Here is a 17729-nt window from a genome sequence, read left to right on the forward strand (position 1 = left end):
GGGACTACTTTTCCAACGCATCGGCACCGGAAATAATTTCGGTAATTTCGGTGGTAATTTCGGACTGGCGGGCGTTATTCGCCAATCGTGTATATTTGTCAATCAGTTCCTGCGCATTGTCGGTTGCCGAATGCATTGCCTGCTGCCGGGCCGCCAGCTCTGCCGCCGCCGACATCAGCAACACCGAGAAAATCCGCTGCGACACATACAGAGGCAGCAGAGAATCAAATACTTCCTGCGCAGAAGGCTCAAATTCATACAGCGGTTCTTCCTCGGATTCCTCCGCATCCGCGGGGGCATCCACAACTTTCAGGGGAAGCATCCGCCTGATTTCCACGGTCTGGGTAATCATGGAAACAAACTTTGTGGATACCACATGCAGCTCGCACACGCCTCCCTCGTCGGCCGGAGCCAGAAAACGCCGCAAAAACTCGCCGGAAATCTCCCTGCAGGTGGCATCGCCCGGTTTGTCCGATTCACCGATCCAGGAGCCGGCAATTTCCGCTCCCCGGAACCGGTAATAGGAATCTCCCCGCCGCCCGAATACGTACAGCACGGGCTTCTTGCCGGCCTCGCGCAGTTCCTCGAGCAGTTTATCCGCCTCGCGCAGCACAGAGGACGAATAGGCACCGGCCATGCCCCTGTCGGATGTCACCACAAACACAATAACTCTGTCCGTATCGCTGCGTTCCGAAACAAGAGGATGGTCGGCATGGGCATGGGCGGCTACCGTAGCGATAGACGCCGTAAGCGCACGCGTATAGGGATCCTCGCCAAGCGCGCGGTCGCGCGCCCGGCCGATCCGCGAAGCCGCGATAAGCTCCATCGCCCGGAAGACTTTCGCCAGCGTGGCGGTGGCTCTGATCTTCTGCTTATAGATGCGCTGTTTTCCGCCCACGATTAGCCCCGCTTCTTACGCACAATCTGTTCCTGCGACTTTTCGGCGTCCGCTTCGTCTTCCGCCTCTTCGCCGCCTGCGGAAAATGTTGCGGCAAAAGACCTGCCGAATTCCTCGGCCGCCTTTTTCAGTTCCGCTTCCGTTTCCGTCTCCAGCAGACCGGTTTTTTCAATCGTGGCGATCACGTCGGTGTTGTGCCGCACATACTCCACAAACTGTTCTTCGTATGCGTGCACCTTTTCCACGGGAACTTCATCCAGATAGCCGTTCGTTCCCGCCCACACGGCCACAACCTGATCCGCTACGGGGAACGGGGTGAACTGCGGCTGTTTCAGCAGTTCCATCAGCCGCGCACCGCGGTTGAGCTGACGCTGCGTGGCGGCGTCGAGATCGGAGGCAAACATGGCGAATGCGGCCTGCGCCCGGTATTGGGCCAGCGTGATTTTCAGCGTGCCCGCCACCTTTTTCATCGCTTTAATCTGGGCGTCCCCGCCCACGCGGGACACGGAAATACCGACGTCCACCGCAGGACGCTGATTCGAGTTAAACAAATCGGACTGAAGGAAGATCTGGCCGTCGGTAATCGAAATTACGTTTGTCGGGATATAAGCCGACACGTCATTTGCCTTTGTTTCGATGATCGGCAGGCCGGTCATCGATCCTCCGCCCAAATCATCAGACAGCTTTGCGCAGCGTTCCAGCAGCCGCGAATGGAGATAGAAGACGTCGCCCGGGTAGGCTTCACGCCCCGGCGGACGGCGCAGCAGCAGCGAAACGGAGCGGTATGCCTCGGCCTGCTTCGACAGATCGTCAAATACGATCAGCACGTGTTTGCCCTGATACATCCAGTGCTGCCCGATAGCGGATCCCGTATAGGGGGCCAGATATTTGTATCCTGCCGAATCCGAGGCGGGAGAGGCCACAATCGTGGTATATTCCAAAGCTCCGTAACGCTCCAGAGTGGCGCGCACGGAAGCAATCGTGGAGCCTTTCTGCCCGATCGCAACATAGATGCAGCGCACCTGCTTTTGCGGATCGCCCGTCTGCCAGTTCTCTTTCTGATTCAGAATCGTATCGATGGCCAAAGCAGTCTTGCCCGTTTTTCGGTCACCGATAATCAGCTGACGCTGACCGCGCCCAATCGGAATCATTGCGTCAATCGCCTTGATCCCGGTCTGCAGCGGCTCATGTACCGATTTACGCATCATCACGCCCGGTGCCTGCAGTTCCAGCGCACGGCGCCCTTCCATCTTCGCGATGTCGCCCAGGCCGTCAATCGGATTGCCCAGGGGGTCCACAACGCGCCCCAAATATCCTTCGCCCACGGGAACCGAAAGCACTTCGCCTGTGCGGCGGACTTCCATTCCTTCTTCGATTCCCGCAAAATCGCCCAGAACTACCGTGCCGATCTCGTGTTCTTCCAAATTCATCGCCAGGCCGCGGGTTCCGTTTTCAAACTCCAGCAGCTCATTCGCCATCGCCCCGGGAAGTCCCTCCACACGGGCGATGCCGTCTGCGGTGAGCGCCACATGACCCACTTCTTCGCTCTCTGCCTTTGCCGGCTCGTACGAGTCCACAAAAGAATCCAGCGCACTGCGGATCTCCTCGGGTCGGATCGTTAATTCCGCCATTTGTTTTCCTTCGTTCAAAACGGCCGATTTCACCGTTCTAATTGTTAAGACTGTTTCTTTATTTCTTCTTTTACGGCAGCCAGACGGGACGCCAACGTACCGTCGATCACATCATCGCCCACATGAATCCGCATTCCGCCCAGCAGCTTGGGATTCAGATAATTATGCACCGTCACGGTCTGTCCGTAATACTTTTGCAGAATCTGTTTCAGCCGTTCTTTCTGCGCGGCAGAAAGAAGAACCGCGCTCGAAACGGAAGCAAACAGATGATCCGCCCGCTCTGCCGCCGCACGCACATAGCGCCGGATGGCAGATGTCAAAGTGCTCTGAGTCGAAGTCACCGTTGCCCGAACCAGCAGAGCACGCGTTTCGGGGGAAAAGCCGTGAAATATCTTCTCCGCCAGCTCTGCCCGGGCCGCGCTGCGCAGATGTCCGTCTGACAGCGTCAGACGCAGATCCCGTTGGGTTTTGAGCAGAATACGGGCCTGATACAGTTCTTCTTCCACTTCCCCGAGAGCACCGCGGGCCTGCGCCCCGTGCAGAATACTCTGGCATCCGAGTGCTTCCAAAGACTTTGCGAGGTCATCGGTTTCCGCCCACTTCACACCTGCCAGCCTCACCAGCAGATCCAAAACCTGCGCGGAAACTCTGCCCGAAAAAATATCGCGCAGCAGTTTTTCCCGCCGGGCCAAAGGCCTCGATGCATCCTGCACGGCAGTCTGCAGGGAAGGATTGCCGCGCAGCAGATCGGCAACGGCATAAATTTCCGCCGCCGCCGTAAGCTCGGTGCCCGCAGATCCGGCAAGCACACCGTCCCACGCGGAAATGGCTTCGCTCAGTGCCGCTTCGCTTCCCGTCCGCATATCAGTTCTCCCGCGTTGCTTTCCCTGTTACCAAAGTATTCTCGAGTTCGTCAAGGAAACGGTCGATTACCCGGGCAGCCAGATCCTTGTCCGCCACGGCTTCGCCGACGATCTTTCCCGCCAACTCGGTTGCCAACAGTCCGACATCGCCGCGCAGCGCACGGGTAGCGGACGCGGTGTCCGCCTCAATCCGTTCTTTCGCGGTATGCACCATCGAATCCGCCTGCACACGCGCTTTCTGCTGCGCATCGGCAACAATGGATTTCGCGTTGTCCCTGGCCTGCTCCCGAATCTCGGCAGCCTCCCGGCGCGCCTGTGCCGTTTCCCCGGCAAGAGTCTCGCGCTCGGCGGCAATCCGAGTCTGCTCGGCGCGGGCGGCATTGATCCCTTTTTCAATCTTTTCCCGGCGCTCGTCGAGCATTTGCACAAAAGTGGGCCAGGCAAATTTGTAAATGACGGCGGCAACGACAACGAATGCAACAGTTCCCCAGATCAGATCGGGAAGTGAAGGCAGAAGAATATTATGCCCGTGACCGCCTTCGCCCGCGGCGAGAATTGCAGTCGTATTCAACATGCTTATGCCCCAAATACGAATCCGGCGGCGAACCCGATCAGACCCAGTGCTTCGGCGAAAGCGATTGAAAGGAACATATTCACACGCAGATAACCCTTCACTTCGGGCTGGCGTGCCGTTGCCTCCTGATTTTTGGCACCGATCAGACCGATTGCCAGACCGGGGCCGATTGTAGCCAAACCATAACCGATTGTAGCGATATTACCAATCATGGGTTTCTTTCCTTCTGTTTGGATTTCAGTGTTCTGAAATGGACAATAAAATATAGGCGGCGGAAAGCATCGTAAAAATATATGCCTGCAGCACACCTACGAATATCTCGAAGACAACAAAAATGACGCCCGCGAGAAGTGTAAGCGAACCGAGCCCCGCACCCAGGGCACCGGAAAGTGAGAAATACAGGTAATGTGTGCCCAAAAAGCAGAGCACCAGAATAAAATGCCCGGAAACCATATTCACCAAAAGACGCACGGCCAAAGTCACCGGACGCAGAATAAACGTGGAAAGGAACTCGAGGGGCACCATCAGTATATAGAGCAGCTTGGGCACGCCCGGCGGCATCAGCTGTTCCCGGAAAAATCCCCCGCCGCGTGCCATTATTCCCGCCACGATAAAACCGACATAGGAAAATATGGCAAACACCAGCGGCATTCCGATCAGCGACGTTCCGGCGATCTGCAGCCCCGGCACAACGCCCGTGAGATTCATGAACAAAATTCCCAAAAACAGCGTGAGCAGCAGCGGCTGGTATTTACGCGCATTTTCTTCGCCCAGAATCTCGTTGCCGATCTGCACGCGGGAAAAATCGATCAGAGACTCTATTCCGCTCTGAAAACGCCCAGGTACTACTTTTGCCCGTTTTGCATATACCACCATCAGTACAGCCAATATAATCACGGCTACCATGCGCACCAAAATGATCCGGTTCATTTCAAAAGGTGTGCCCGCAAACAGAATCGGAGCCGGGTAGAATTCATGCCCCATCGACGGCGCCTGAAAACCGTCGGCGGAAGATCGGCTCAACAGCTGCAGAACGGCGTTACAAGATACCCCATTCACTATTCTCAATCATCCTATTCTCACGGCACTGTAATAAAATTTCGGACTTCCGAAGTCCACTGTCATATTACAACAGGCCGATAATGGCAGCAAAGTTATGAAAAACATGAATCTGTAACATCACTAAACAGGGTCTTTGGTACTACTTCCAAGAATCAGAAGGCAGCTGAGCGCAAGACAGACAACCGTGCCCAATATAAAACCTCCTGCGGCAAAGCGGATATCGGGAGCTCCCCGCAGGCGGAGAAAAACGAAAAATGCGAGCAGCAGCAGGAATTTCAGCACATACCCGCCAAATGCTCCCACCGCCCGGTAGCGGGGGAAAAAACGCCACACACAAAAATCCCATGCCCAAGAGATCACGTTTCCCGCCGCCACTGCGGCAAGCCCGCAGGCAATCGCCCGGCCCGCAGAGCGAAATCCGCACAGATAGCCGAAAACAGCCGCCAATACCGCGAGCGCCAAACAAATAACCGTATTAAAAGCGAACACCCGGAAAAGAATCTCATCTGCCCGCGACGCCATTTTTCACTTCCAGTGCTTTCATGCTCACCAGCAGCGAGACCGCCAGGACCGCAAGCGCGGGGAAAACAACGTACCGGGCGGGGAAAATTACGAAAGACACCGCGGTGAAAGAAAAAACACCCGCCCACAGATACAGAATAAGCACTGCTTTACGGTGTGAATGCCCCCGGCGCAGCAGACGGTGGTGCAGATGTCCGGCATCCGCGGCAAAAGGGGACTGCCCCCGTGCCAGCCGGCGCACCACGGCCCACGTCATGTCAAACAGCGGAATAAAAAGAATCAGAACCGGCACAAGCAGAGGCATTACGGCCGGAATGGCATAATCGGCAGTAAGATTCGCCGGATCAATCTGCCCGGTGACCACGATCGCCGCCCCGGAGATAATCGTCCCCAGAGTAAGCGCCCCCGAATCCCCCATAAAAATTTTTGCGGGATGAAAATTATGCGGCAGAAAACCGGCGCACATTCCGACCAGTGCCGACGCGGCCACGCTTGCCACAGACGCATAATCGCCGGGGGAAGACTCGCGGATCAGAAAATAGGTGTAGACGAAAAAAGCGAGCGCCGAAATACCGATTACCCCGGCCGCCAGACCGTCCAGACCGTCGATAAAATTAACCGCATTTACCACTGCCACAACCACAATGACCGTGCCGACCAAAGCCAGTTTCTGCGAGCCTACGGTCAGGCCGAGCAGAGGCAGGCTCAGCAGCTGCACGCCGAACCAGGCCATGACTCCCGCCGCCAGCACTTCGCCGGCAAGTTTCGCATACCAGGTCAGCTCCCAAAGATCGTCCAGTGCGCCCACCGCGCACATGAGTCCGGCGCCGTAAAGAATTCCCCACGCGGAAGAGCCGGCGGCGAAAATATCGGCAAGAAAAGGGATATGCGCAGCGGCAAGAAAAGCCGTCAGCAGGCCCAAAAACATTGCCACGCCCCCGAATCTGGCAATCGGCACCACGTGCACATCCCGGCCGCGGACACGGGAAATCGCACCCGTGGCCAAAGCGAAATGCAGCACCGCGGGAACCGTCAGATACGTAACGGCCGCGGAAAGCACCATAATCAGGAGATAAACCCTCACACGCGCCGCTCCAATCCAAATTCGGAAAGCAGCCGGTCACTTGGGAGCGCGCCCTCTCTGATTACCTGCACGCGCAGCGGATCTTCGGAGAAAAATTTCAAAATGGTTGACGGCACGCCTCCGGGGGCCTGTCCGGCATCCAAATATACCGATACTTTCTCTCCCAGCTGCGCAACTGCCTGCGAGACGCTCAGCGCGGGAGGACGTCCCGTAAGGTTTGCCGACGTCACTGCCAGCGGACCGCATTGGCGCAGCAGCTCCAGCGCAACCGCGTGATCCGGCATCCGCAGCGCAACCGTGCCGTTGGTCTCCCCCAGATCCCATCCCAAAGTATCTTTCGCCGGGAAAATCAGGGTCAGGGCACCCGGCCAATACGAACGCATCATTTCCTGTGCCTGCCCGGGAATCCGGGCCGCCAGCGTCTGCGCCGTCGGCAGATCCGCCACCAGCACCGGCGGCGGCATCGCCCTGGTGCGGGATTTTGCCGTCAGCAGCCGGGTAACTGCCTGCGCGTTAAACGGGTCGGCGCCGATTCCGTAAACGGTATCCGTAGGGATACAGACCACTTCCCCGCCGGCAATCGCCGCCTGCGCGGCTTTCAGAGCCCCGGCATCCGAATTCTGTCCGTCACACCTGTAAACCGGCACGGTCTTTCCTCCATTTTCACATCTATCCGACACTTATTACACATTAGCACTTTCGGACACTGATCCGGCGCGGCCGGCCCGTATAATCGCATTCCGTGCGCACGTCGGAAAACAGACCCAGACTCTGCGCGTATGCGCACAGCTCCCGTTCCTGCCCGTCGGCGTGTTCCATCACCGCCAGCCCGCCCGGGCGCAGCAGATCGGCAGCCAAAGCCAATGTTTTTTTGGGAAAGGCCAGGCCGTCCCTGCCGCCGCCGTAGAGAGCCATCGGCGGATCGCAGAGTACCTCGGGAGAAAGCCTGTGGGAGAGGGGCACATAGGGCGGGTTTGCCGCCACAACATCGCATTTGCCCCGCAGGCGCGGACCGAGAGTGAAAATATCGCCCTCCCACAGCCGTACCCTGTTTCCGTAACGCAGATTATTCTCCTGCGCCACGGCGAAAGCCAGGGGACTGAGTTCGATACCGACTACTTTCGCCTGCGGCACTTCGGTGGCAAGGGAAATTCCCACAGCTCCCGACCCGGCGCACAGATCTGCCGCCAGCGGCGTTTCCCGCCCGTTTTGCACCAGCCGTTTCAGTTCGTCGATTGCCTCCTGTGCCAGAAGTTCGGTCTCCGGACGGACGATAAATGTGCCGGGGCGCACGGAAAGTTCCAGGTAGCGAAACCACATTTTGCCCAAAATATGCTGTAAAGGCTCACGGTTTTCCCTGCGTTTCACAAGCCGGGCGTAACGCGCGGCAGCCGGGGAAGAAACCGGGGCACCCAAACCGTGACGGTCCGCCCCGCAGAATTCGGCCAAAGCAAGGGCGTCGTGAAACGCACTGTCCGCGCCGGCGGCGTCAAGACGGGCTGCCGCCGCGTTTACCGATTCTCTCCACAGCATCAGTGCGATTCGCCCGCATGCCGCAGACGTTCGGCCTCATCGGCCGCGCGCAGGGAAGCGATCACGTCATCCAGGCTGCCGTTAAGCACCGAATCCAGATTGTGCGCTTTGAAACCGGTGCGGTGGTCGGAAATTCTGTTTTCCGGGAAATTGTATGTGCGCACTCTCTCCGAGCGGTCCACCGTGCGCACCTGGGAACGGCGCTGATCGGCCTCTTTCGCCGCCTGTTCCTCAAGCTGCATCCGGCGCAGTCTCGCCCTGAGCACACGCATTGCCGATTCGCGGTTTTTGATCTGTGATTTTTCGTCCTGCATCGAAACCGTGATTCCCGTGGGCAGATGCGTAATACGCACGGCGGAATCCGTTGTGTTCACCGACTGCCCGCCGGGGCCGGAGGAACGGAAAACATCAATCCGCAGATCGCTGTCGTTGATTTCGATTTCCTGCGGGTCGTCCACTTCCGCAAAAACGAGCACGCCCGCGGCCGAAGTGTGAATCCGTCCCTGTGTTTCCGTTACCGGCACACGCTGCACGCGGTGTACTCCGGCTTCGAATTTCAGATATGCCCATACGCCGTCCGCAGGGTCTTCGGGCACGTTTTTTGCCTTTACCGCTATCTGCACGTCTTTGTATCCGCCCAGATCCGTGGGCGTGGCCGAAAGAATCTGCGTGCTCCATCCTTTTGATTCGGCGTAACGCTGATACATTCGGAGCAGATCTCCGGCGAACAGCGCCGATTCTTCCCCGCCTTCGCCTGCCTTCACTTCCAAAATCACATCCCGCAGATCGTCCGGGTCGCGGGGGATCAGAGCGTCTCTGAGCGAAGCGGCGGCCTCCCGCTCGGTCTGTTCCAAACGGGGAACCTCGGGCGCAAACAGCTGTGCGTCCTCGCCTCCCATGTCCACTATTTCCCGCGCTTCGCGCAGATCCCGCGCCGCATCCAGCCAGTGCGTGTATTTGCCTACCACCCGTCCCAGCTGTGCATATCTGCGGGAAAGAGAACGCAGCCTGCCCGCGTCGGCGAGCACCTTAGGCGTGGCCATCTGCGCCTCTATCTGTTTGTATTCCTCCAGCATCTGCGCTGCCACGGGATATTTTTCAGTATCTGCGGAAACGTCTTTATTGTTCACAATTTGCCCTTATACCGGTTTTCACGAATAATACGGCAGACGCCGGCACCGTCGGGTGCCGGCGTCCGAAACCAAACTATTTGGTGCGCTTGCCGAAACGTGCTTCGAAGCGTGCCACACGCCCGCCGGTATCAAGAATCTTCTGCTTACCGGTGTAGAACGGATGACATGCCGAGCAGACATCCACACGCAGCTCCCCGCCCGGGATTGTGGAACGGGTATCAAACTCCGCGCCGCAGGTGCAGCTGACATGAATGTTGTGGTAGTCAGGGTGGATTCCCTGTTTCATAATTACTCCTTGGATCGTTTTATGCCCTGGGTCCGGCACACGTCTGCCTCCGTACGGACGGAACACAGTCTGCGGCGGATATCCGCGCGGTACGCGGGAGATGCCGTTTCCGCGGCATGCCGGTGAACCAAAAGCCGATGATTCATTTAACCACTTATCGTCTTTTCCGTGCCGGCGACGTGATAATTTTCACGCCGGCACATATACGACGGATTTTATTCTCCGGCGCCGCGCATTCCCTTCACGATCGCCATCAGGAACTCTTTATTGGACTCTGTTTTGCGCAGTCTGCCCAGCAGGAAGTCCGACGCATCCTGTACATCGTCAAGAGTGCCCAGAGCCCGGCGCATATGCCAGACGATCTTCAGCTCTTCGGGACTGAAAAGCTGCTCTTCGCGGCGCGTACCGGAGGCGTTCACATCCACGGCGGGGAAGATCCGGCGGTCCGCAAGCTCGCGCGAAAGGCGCAGTTCCATGTTGCCGGTGCCCTTAAACTCCTCGAAAATAACCTCATCCATCTTCGATCCGGTTTCCACCAGCGCCGAAGCGATAATCGTAAGCGAACCGCCGTTTTCGATATTCCGTGCCGCGCCGAAAAACTTCTTCGGCGGATACAGCGCGGCCGCGTCCACGCCGCCGGAAAGGATACGTCCCGAGGCCGGTGCGGCGAGGTTGTAGGCGCGGGAAAGACGGGTCAGGGAATCGAGCAGAATCACCACATCCTGCCCCAGCTCCACGAGACGCTTGGCGCGTTCCACGGCAAGTTCGGCAACGATGGTGTGGTCCATGGCAGGACGGTCAAAGGTGGAGGCAATCACTTCGCCCTGCACCAGACGCTGCATATCGGTCACTTCTTCGGGGCGTTCGTCTACAAGCACAACCATCAGATGAACATCCGGGTTGTTGTTTGCGATTGCGGTTGCCATCTGCTGCATCACCATCGTTTTTCCGGCTTTCGGCGGAGAAACGATCAGTCCGCGCTGGCCTTTCCCGATCGGCGCAACCAGATCAATCACACGCGAGGTAAGGGAATTTTTCCCTGTTTCCATCCGCAGCATTTCGTTGGGATACAGCGGTGTAAGTTTGCTGAATTCCGGGCGCTCCATCCCTTCGCTGAACGGAATACCGTTAATCGCCGTCACTTCCGCCAGCGGATTGTACTTGTGCTGACGCTGGCCGCGGCGCACAGAGTCGGTTACCGAACGCACCGCGCCCACAACCGCGTCTCCGCGCCGCAGACCGAACCTGCGGATCGTCTGCTGCGAAACGTATGCGTCATTCTTCCCGGGGAGGTAGCCGCCCGTGCGGATATACCAGTTATTCCCCGAAACATCCAAAATGCCCGCAACGGGAATCAGCGTATCCTCACCGTTTCCCTGCCGGCCGCGTTCCGCGCTTCCCTGCTGTTCCTCCTGCTCGGCGGAATTTTCAAAACTGTCGCGGGTTGTGCGCTCGCGCCGCTCGCGCCGGTCGCGCCGGGTCCGCCGGGCACGCCGGTCAAAGCGCTCGTGCGAATCGTCCTCTTCCTTCCCGCGAACGGATTCCGCGCGGCGTTCGGCAACGTCACCCAATGCGTCCAGTGCGGCCTGCTTTTCTTCGGGCGTCATCGTTTCCCTGTGCTGGCGCCTGCTGCCGCCGCGGCTGCGGGCGCGGGTGTTTTCCCGCTTTTCTTCCTTCTCCTGTTTTTCCGGTGTTTCGGACCGTGCGCCGTCCCGGTGTGCCGCGATCGCCGCCACATAATCGGCTTTCCGTGATCTGATCGGCATTTTTATTCCCAGATCCGCCGCCATTCGTTTCAGTTCGGGCAGCAGTTTTCCTGCCAGTTCTTTTGCCGATCCTTCAGAGGTTTCGTTCACGAGGTTCCTTCCTCGATATCCGTAAGGGATATGTAGATAATAATGGATTTATGCATTATAAAAATGCGAATGTCTGAGGACGGAACAGCACGTACAAAAACGTTTATGAAGCATGAACTTCGGAAAAAACATCCGGAAAACCGGACTTTCCGTCCGCATTCCAGTCTATCCGCTTTCCCGCCAAAGACAAAATTGACACACAGATCCGGCTCACTGCGCCCTGCGGGGCACCGGATCCGCCGTCAGCACGCGAAAACCGTTCCCCCGCAAAGAGTCCGCCAAAGACTGCGGAATCGGGGAGAATACCAGAATTGCCGGTCCGCTGCCGGCAAACAGTGCCGGCCACCCGGCGGCGCGCAGCCTCTCCAGCAGACGGACGGAATCGGGCATCAGGTCGTGCCGGTAATGATAGGCAAGACGCGCCTGCGCGGCAGAACGGAGCAGCTGCGGAGCGGAAGTAAGCGCATGGAGCAGCAGCGCCGCCCGGGAAGAATTAAATTCGGCGTCCGGGCGCGAAACCTGCTGCGGCAAAACTACGTTTGACACACCGGGCAGGGGATCGGCGGAGGGAAGAATCACCGAAATTTTCAGCTGCGGATGCGGATCGAAACACAGCGCCCGAAACCCTCCGTCTTCTTCCAGCGTCAGCGTCACGCCGCCCGCCAGTGCGGCCGACACGCCCACCGCGCTGTGCGCATCCGGGGCGCACAGCGCAAGCAGCCGGGAAAAATCAAGCAGATCGGGTTTGTCTGCCAAAGCCTTAATCAGCATTCCCGCCGCCGCGCGGGCAGCGGCGCTCTCCCCCAGCCCGCATCCGCGCGGAATCGAATTTCTGCACACCAGCTCCATCCCCGTCTGCGGAAGCCCGAGTTCCTCAAGCATCTTTCGCAAAGCGACAATAACGGGATTACGCCCGTCTTTGGGAATATCCCGGCTTCCTTCGCCCAAAACCACCGCTTTGGGCTCCCCGGTGGTCAGAGTAACCGAGATTTCATCCCAAATCCCGACAGCCAGCGCCATCGAACCGTATCCGGCACCCGTGTGTGCGGCAACCGCAGGAACCCGCACACGCGCATATTCTTTCGCAATGCGCATTTCACATCTTGTCCGGGGCACTCACGCCCAACAGGTGCAATCCGTTTGCCAGCACCTGCCCGGCCGCGTCGTTCAGCCACAGACGGCTTTGATGGAGGGCGGTTACCTTTTCGTCCGCACGCGGCGTCACGCGGGAACGCGCATACCACGTATGGTAGGCACCCGCAAGATCCTCCAGATACCGCGCCACCCGGTGCGGCTCACGCAGCTGCGCGGCCTGCAGCACCGTCTCCGGGAATTTTGCCAACACCGCCAGCAGCTCGCCGTCTGCCGGCGTATTCAGCAAAGAGGGGTCGAACTGCGCGCGCGTCACGCCGTGTTCTTCGGCATTGCGGTCCACCGACTTTGTGCGCGCGTGCGCATACTGCACATAGTAAACGGGATTTTCGTTCGTGTGCGAGGCGATCAGATCCAAATCAATTTCCAATGTGGTCTCCATTGCCGCCCTGACCAGGGAATACCGCGCCGCATCCACCCCGGCCGCGTCAATCAGATCACTCAGCGTCACCACCGTTCCCGCGCGCTTTGACATCCGCACCGGTTTTCCGTCTTTCACCAGGTTCACCAGCTGCCCGATCAGGATCTCGATATTTCCGCCTTTGCCTGCGGTGTCGCCGAAAGCCCTTGCCATCGCATACATCCGTCCGATATATCCGTGATGGTCCGCACCCAGAAGATAAATCGCCCGGTCGGCACCGCGCGCGCGTTTATCCAGGTAGTAGGCGATATCCCCGGCGTAATAGGCTGTTTCGCCGTCGGATTTTACAACCACGCGGTCTTTGTCGTCTCCGAAAGCGGTCGTTTTCACCCACTTCGCCCCGTCTTTTTCGTAAATAAATCCCGCAGCTTCCAAGCGGTCGACGGCCCGGGCCACAGCTCCGGATGCGTGCAGGGAATCCTCGTGGAAAAACACGTCGAAACGGACCCTGAAATCAAGCAGCTCGCGCTTAATTTCCGCAAACATCATTTTTACGCCGTATTCACGGAAAAATTCCCGGGCGGTATCATCGTCCTCCCGCAGCGGATCCCTCTGCGGATGGGCGGCAAGAACAGCATCGGCAATATCGGAAATATACTCCCCGCCGTAACCGTCGGCAGGTGTTTCCTCTCCACGGGCCCGCGCCAGCAGCGAGGCCGCGAAACGGTCGATCTGCGCGCCGTGGTCGTTGAAATAATATTCGCGGGTTACCTTCGCTCCCACAGCCTGAAGAATACGCGCCAGGGAATCGCCCACCGCCGCCCAACGCGCACCGCCGATATGAATCGGCCCGGTGGGATTGGCCGACACAAACTCCAGATTCACATGGCCGTCCGCGCCGCTTTCACTGTTTCCGTATTTTTCCCCCGCCTCCACAATCGTGCGCGCCAGCTCCCCGGCGGCACCGGCGTCCAGTGTGATATTGACAAAACCCGGGCCGGCAACTTCGGCTTTTTTCACGCCTGTGTGCCCGCGCAGACCGGCGGCGATAATCTCGGCCAGGTCACGCGGATTCATTCCCGCTTTCTTTGCCAGCTGCAGCGCCGTATTCGCCGACCAGTCCCCGTGTTCGCGCGAGCGCGGACGCTCCACCCTGACCGTCTCGGGCAGATCTGCCGGTGTAAGGGGAAGTTTTCCCTGCGCAAGAGCGTTGTCCAGGCAGCTGCGGATTAAAAGTGAAAGTTCTTCTGGAGTCATGTATATATTCTAACCGCAGCGGGCAATCCGATAAAAACTTCACGGACACCTTCTGCCGCGGTTGTGCAAATGGCTACATTCACCGCCGGTAAATTCGGTTTTTCGGTTTTATCCGTTAGACTTTAGAAGTCCGCCCCAATAGCTCAGGGGATAGAGCGTTCGCCTCCGGAGCGAAAGGCCGCAGGTTCGAATCCTGTTTGGGGCACATCTGCCGGGAGTGTTTTCCACTCCCGGCTTTCGTTTATTCCGCGTCCGCACCCGGATTTTCGGCTCTGCCGCGCCGGGTGTTCTTCCCGTTTTCTTTCGCCGCGGTTTTTTCCGCCCAAAATCCGTCTATGATTCTCCGTGCCCTGCTTGGCTCGTCCGTAATCAGAGCATCCACGCCCAGTTCCAAAAGCATGCGCATTTCCCGCGGATCGTTGACCGTCCACACGTGAACGGCGAAACCCAGCCGGTGGCAAAATCCGACAAACCTCCCGCTGACCACCCTTATCTTCCAAAAACGGACCGGCACCTGCACCGCCTGCGCGCCGTCTTCGGGAAGGGGAATAAATCTGCGCAGCAGACGCAGCCGCTCCAAAATGCGCATAAAAACAGGAATATTTGCCGCCAGCGTCAGAAACACCACCGCGCTCCGCCCGAGGGAGGTGCAGACACCGGGAAGCATTTTCCGCAGTCTGCGCAGCCTTTTCTCGCTAAAGGACGCCAGCGAAACCCGCCTTTGCGCGCCGTGCGCGGTCAAAGTCCACACGAGCGGGGAGATTACGTCTTCGGATTTCGCGTCGATGTTCAGCACCAGGTTCGGAAAAGACTCCAATACCAAATCCAGGCGCACAGGCGGATTTCCGGAAGGATCTGTAATTTTCCGCAGCCGCTGCCAGGTGTAGTCCCGGATTCTGCCCTCGGCCGCGGTGGTTCTGGAAAGAGTTGCGTCGTGAAATAAAATTACTGCTCCGTCTTTTGTGGCGTGGGCATCGGTTTCCACATAACGGAATCCCAGACGGTCCATATTGGAAAAAGCCGCCAGGGAATTTTCCGGGGCTTCGTTTCCGCCGCCGCGATGCGCCAAAACCACCGGTTTGCCGCCAACGTTCCAAATCCGCTCCGCCATTTCGCACTCCCGCCTTTTATGCCGGATTCGCGGCAATCATACCATTTTAGCGGCACTCAGCCACAGTTTTGCGACAAATCCGCCGCGCCCGCTTCGCGCAGAAATTTCATCGGATCCACTGCGGCGGCGTTGTAATCTGCCCCGTCGCAGATTTCAAAATGCAGATGCGGACCGGTGGAACGGCCCTGGGATCCGACCAGTCCGATCTTCTGTCCGGCTTTGACCCTATCGCCCGGCTTCACCAAAATACCGTTGTTCCACATATGCAGGTACCACGCATAAAACGTCTTTCCCCGCACGCTGTGCCGGACAATAATGGCGTTGTTCGCCGAGCCTTTCATGACCCCCGCGCTGACTACCTCGCCGTCGGCAACGGCGTAAAACGGAGTTCCCACCGGCGCAGCCATATCCTGGCCGGTGTGCAGTTTCCGCTCCCCGGTGATCGGATGGATACGGTAGCCGAACGGAGAAGACAGTGTGTAACTCCCGGCAGGCATCGGATAATAAAGGTTCGCGGCGGTGTCGAGATACGCCCCGACAATACTGTTTGCGCCTGTTTTCGGAGCACATTTGTATTCCCCGCGGCGGCTCTGCGAAATAAGGGTCTGTGTCTGCGCTTCGTCTTCCGCGCCCCGCACTGCGGCTATTGCGCGCGGAATGCTCCCCGCCCGCGAGGCGTTTTTGCCGTGGGAGACATGCTGCAGCACGGAATCGTCGAAAGCGGAGCTCATCGCCACTGCCGATCTGGAATTAAACACCGCCGCGAGGCTCACCGCAATCACGGAAGAAAAAAGAATGGCAGACAGCACCGGACTGCGGCGCAGCGCATGGGCAAAAAACGGGTTTCCGCGCCGCGGGGCGTTTAAAAATTTTGCATTCAGCCGTTCGCCCTGCCGCGCTGCGGCCGATGCGGAGGAAACCGGATAAATATACTCCGTGGGCCGGTCCGGCTCTTCATCGGAGCCGTTGTCCCACATTTCTCCGGCAGCCGCAAAAGTCCCGCAAAACTGCGGTTTTTCGTTTTCCCGCGCAGCGCATTCGGATTTTCTGCGGTCGCTGCGCCGGCGCACGGCGGGCTCTCCCGCACTGCGTTCAAGCATCTGCCTCAGACGTTCCTCGCGCGAAGAACGCAAAGCTTCCCGTTCTTCTTCGCCGCCGCGGCGAACGCGCGCCATACGCAGCTCTCTGCGCGAAGGCAGTCTATTGATTTCTTTGCTTTCGCAGGCAGACAAGGCAGCTCCTCACACCGTCCGTAACCGATAACCTTTCACGGGAAAGCGGTCCGCGAAGCACCGTTCCCAACCTATATGGTAACGGTTTGATAACGCCGGATCTATCCTTTTTGCAATTTGAGAGCCGGGTCAAATTTCTTCCTGCGCGGGCAGCCCTTCCCGCGCAGGAAAACACCGTGCGCAGTGTTTTGCCGAAAGGAGAAAGGTTTCGCGCGCCGGAAGAAGAACGCATAATTTCCTCTCAAAAGACTGTAAGCTGTATATGAAGATGAAATTAAACCGGGGCGGAAGGGCATATGGCACACAATAAACGGATTTTCTTCGTCGGCGACGAACTCACTGCGGGTTTGGGGGATGCGCGTGCCCTGGGATGGGTCGGAAGAGTTCTCGCCCGCAGCGTAACCGAACCTCCCCTGCTTCCGATTGTTCTTCCGTTTCCGGGGGAAAATATCAGCGGACTCCTCAGCCGCTGGGAAACGGAAGTGGTACCGCGCCTCGACGGGGAAACGGAAAACAGACTCGTGATCGGACTGGGATCCCACGACATCGATGCCGGCCTGAGCTCGGCGCGTTCCCGCCTGTACCTGGCAAATTTGCTGGACAACGCCGAGCGGATGCAGCTTTCGCCCTTCGTGGTCGGCCCTCCGCCGCGCCCCGACTGCAGCACGCGGAAACTGGCCGAACTCTCCGCCTCCTATGCCGATGTCTGCGCCAGGCGTTCCGCACCGTATGTGGATCTGTTTACCCCTCTGCTGCACCACGAACAGTGGAATACGGATACTTCGCTTTCCGGTTCATACACTCCGCTGCAGACGGGCTATGGTCTGATGGCCTGGATCGTGCTGCACAACGGCTGGCACAGATGGCTGGGGATCAGCGAGCGGGAAGAGAGCTGAGGCAGCGCACCGGCGCGCCGGCGGCGGAAATCCGCGGCGGAGAAAAGGCAAAAATGCGGCGTAAAAGATAAAAAAATTTGGGGAGCGCGAAGCTCCCCAAACCCGTTTGCAAACCCGGTCTGCGGTTTCGCAAACATTAAGCATTTGGACGCTTACCGTGATTTGCGCCGCCCTTTTTGCGTGTGCGGCGTTTGTTTGCGCGTTTCGACATTTCCACTCCTTGATGTTGAGACTGCGTATTTGCGCAGCACCGGTTCATTATTCTAACGAATTGCGGG

General features: G+C 58.3%; 19 protein-coding genes and 1 tRNA gene. 2 read left to right on the top strand and 18 right to left on the bottom strand.

What is annotated here, in order from left to right; translation table 11 throughout:
* Positions 1-4: 4 nt before the first annotated feature.
* From HMPREF1631_RS01670 to argS, 15 genes are all read right to left on the bottom strand, one after another.
* Positions 5-898, bottom strand: a complete 894-nt coding sequence (locus HMPREF1631_RS01670; protein WP_034231644.1) for a F0F1 ATP synthase subunit gamma — start codon at positions 896-898, stop codon at positions 5-7.
* 2 nt (positions 899-900) lie between these two features.
* A complete protein-coding gene (atpA, locus tag HMPREF1631_RS01675; RefSeq protein ID WP_034231764.1) occupies positions 901-2529 on the bottom strand; it encodes a F0F1 ATP synthase subunit alpha in 1629 nt (542 codons plus the stop codon).
* Positions 2530-2573: 44 nt separating this feature from the next.
* Positions 2574-3392 carry a F0F1 ATP synthase subunit delta gene (locus HMPREF1631_RS01680; RefSeq protein ID WP_034231646.1) on the bottom strand — a complete coding sequence of 273 codons (819 nt, stop codon included), beginning with the start codon at positions 3390-3392 and terminating at the stop codon, positions 2574-2576.
* Position 3393: 1 nt separating this feature from the next.
* The gene (locus tag HMPREF1631_RS01685; protein WP_034231648.1) at positions 3394-3966 is read right to left on the bottom strand and encodes a F0F1 ATP synthase subunit B; all 573 of its coding nucleotides are present in this window, start codon (positions 3964-3966) and stop codon (positions 3394-3396) included.
* A gap of 2 nt (positions 3967-3968) precedes the next feature.
* Entirely contained in the window at positions 3969-4178 is a 210-nt protein-coding gene (gene atpE, locus HMPREF1631_RS01690; protein WP_034231649.1) for an ATP synthase F0 subunit C, read from the bottom strand.
* 25 nt (positions 4179-4203) lie between these two features.
* Complete coding sequence (gene atpB, locus HMPREF1631_RS01695) at positions 4204-4989, bottom strand: F0F1 ATP synthase subunit A (RefSeq protein WP_232215394.1); 786 nt, start codon at positions 4987-4989, stop codon at positions 4204-4206.
* 159 nt (positions 4990-5148) lie between these two features.
* A complete protein-coding gene (locus HMPREF1631_RS01700; protein ID WP_034231651.1) occupies positions 5149-5550 on the bottom strand; it encodes a hypothetical protein in 402 nt (133 codons plus the stop codon).
* Positions 5531-6634, bottom strand: coding sequence for an MraY family glycosyltransferase (locus tag HMPREF1631_RS01705; protein WP_052046941.1), 1104 nt, complete (start codon positions 6632-6634; stop codon positions 5531-5533). Before HMPREF1631_RS01705 ends, HMPREF1631_RS01700 begins: the two co-directional genes overlap by 20 nt.
* Positions 6631-7281 carry an L-threonylcarbamoyladenylate synthase gene (locus tag HMPREF1631_RS01710; RefSeq protein WP_034231653.1) on the bottom strand — a complete coding sequence of 217 codons (651 nt, stop codon included), beginning with the start codon at positions 7279-7281 and terminating at the stop codon, positions 6631-6633. The genes HMPREF1631_RS01705 and HMPREF1631_RS01710 overlap by 4 nt, the downstream gene beginning before the upstream one ends.
* A gap of 43 nt (positions 7282-7324) precedes the next feature.
* Positions 7325-8167, bottom strand: a complete 843-nt coding sequence (prmC, locus tag HMPREF1631_RS01715; protein WP_034231655.1) for a peptide chain release factor N(5)-glutamine methyltransferase — start codon at positions 8165-8167, stop codon at positions 7325-7327.
* Positions 8167-9243: a peptide chain release factor 1 gene (gene prfA / locus HMPREF1631_RS01720; protein WP_034231770.1), complete on the bottom strand. Its 1077-nt coding sequence runs from the start codon at positions 9241-9243 to the stop codon at positions 8167-8169. The genes prmC and prfA overlap by 1 nt, the downstream gene beginning before the upstream one ends.
* 130 nt (positions 9244-9373) lie before the next feature.
* Positions 9374-9586: a 50S ribosomal protein L31 gene (gene rpmE, locus HMPREF1631_RS01725; RefSeq protein WP_034231657.1), complete on the bottom strand. Its 213-nt coding sequence runs from the start codon at positions 9584-9586 to the stop codon at positions 9374-9376.
* A 215-nt stretch (positions 9587-9801) separates the two neighbouring features.
* A complete protein-coding gene (gene rho / locus HMPREF1631_RS01730; protein ID WP_034231659.1) occupies positions 9802-11442 on the bottom strand; it encodes a transcription termination factor Rho in 1641 nt (546 codons plus the stop codon).
* A gap of 210 nt (positions 11443-11652) precedes the next feature.
* On the bottom strand, positions 11653-12537 hold the full coding sequence (locus HMPREF1631_RS01735; protein ID WP_034231662.1) for a homoserine kinase: 885 nt from the start codon (positions 12535-12537) through the stop codon (positions 11653-11655).
* A gap of 1 nt (position 12538) precedes the next feature.
* Positions 12539-14212 (bottom strand): arginine--tRNA ligase, encoded by a 1674-nt coding sequence (argS, locus tag HMPREF1631_RS01740; protein ID WP_034231665.1) that lies wholly within the window; start codon positions 14210-14212, stop codon positions 12539-12541.
* A 132-nt stretch (positions 14213-14344) separates the two neighbouring features.
* Here argS and HMPREF1631_RS01745 point away from each other — a divergent pair.
* Positions 14345-14417 (top strand) — tRNA-Arg (locus HMPREF1631_RS01745).
* A 36-nt stretch (positions 14418-14453) separates the two neighbouring features.
* Here HMPREF1631_RS01745 and HMPREF1631_RS01750 read toward each other — a convergent pair.
* Together HMPREF1631_RS01750 and HMPREF1631_RS06730 are read right to left on the bottom strand one after the other, a co-directional pair.
* Entirely contained in the window at positions 14454-15323 is an 870-nt protein-coding gene (locus HMPREF1631_RS01750; RefSeq protein ID WP_052046942.1) for a glycerophosphodiester phosphodiesterase family protein, read from the bottom strand.
* A 56-nt stretch (positions 15324-15379) separates the two neighbouring features.
* The gene (locus HMPREF1631_RS06730) at positions 15380-16555 is read right to left on the bottom strand and encodes a M23 family metallopeptidase (protein WP_052046943.1); all 1176 of its coding nucleotides are present in this window, start codon (positions 16553-16555) and stop codon (positions 15380-15382) included.
* Positions 16556-16851: 296 nt separating this feature from the next.
* Between HMPREF1631_RS06730 and HMPREF1631_RS01760 the strand changes: the two genes are divergently transcribed.
* Positions 16852-17451, top strand: a complete 600-nt coding sequence (locus tag HMPREF1631_RS01760; protein WP_034231667.1) for a GDSL-type esterase/lipase family protein — start codon at positions 16852-16854, stop codon at positions 17449-17451.
* 136 nt (positions 17452-17587) lie between these two features.
* Here the strand turns inward: HMPREF1631_RS01760 and HMPREF1631_RS07295 are convergent, their stop codons facing one another.
* The gene (locus HMPREF1631_RS07295; RefSeq protein WP_369794720.1) at positions 17588-17662 is read right to left on the bottom strand and encodes a 50S ribosomal protein bL37; all 75 of its coding nucleotides are present in this window, start codon (positions 17660-17662) and stop codon (positions 17588-17590) included.
* Positions 17663-17729: the final 67 nt, after the last annotated feature.

Origin of the sequence: Arcanobacterium sp. S3PF19 (genome assembly GCF_000758825.1) — a bacterium.
Lineage (GTDB): Bacteria > Actinomycetota > Actinomycetes > Actinomycetales > Actinomycetaceae > Arcanobacterium_A.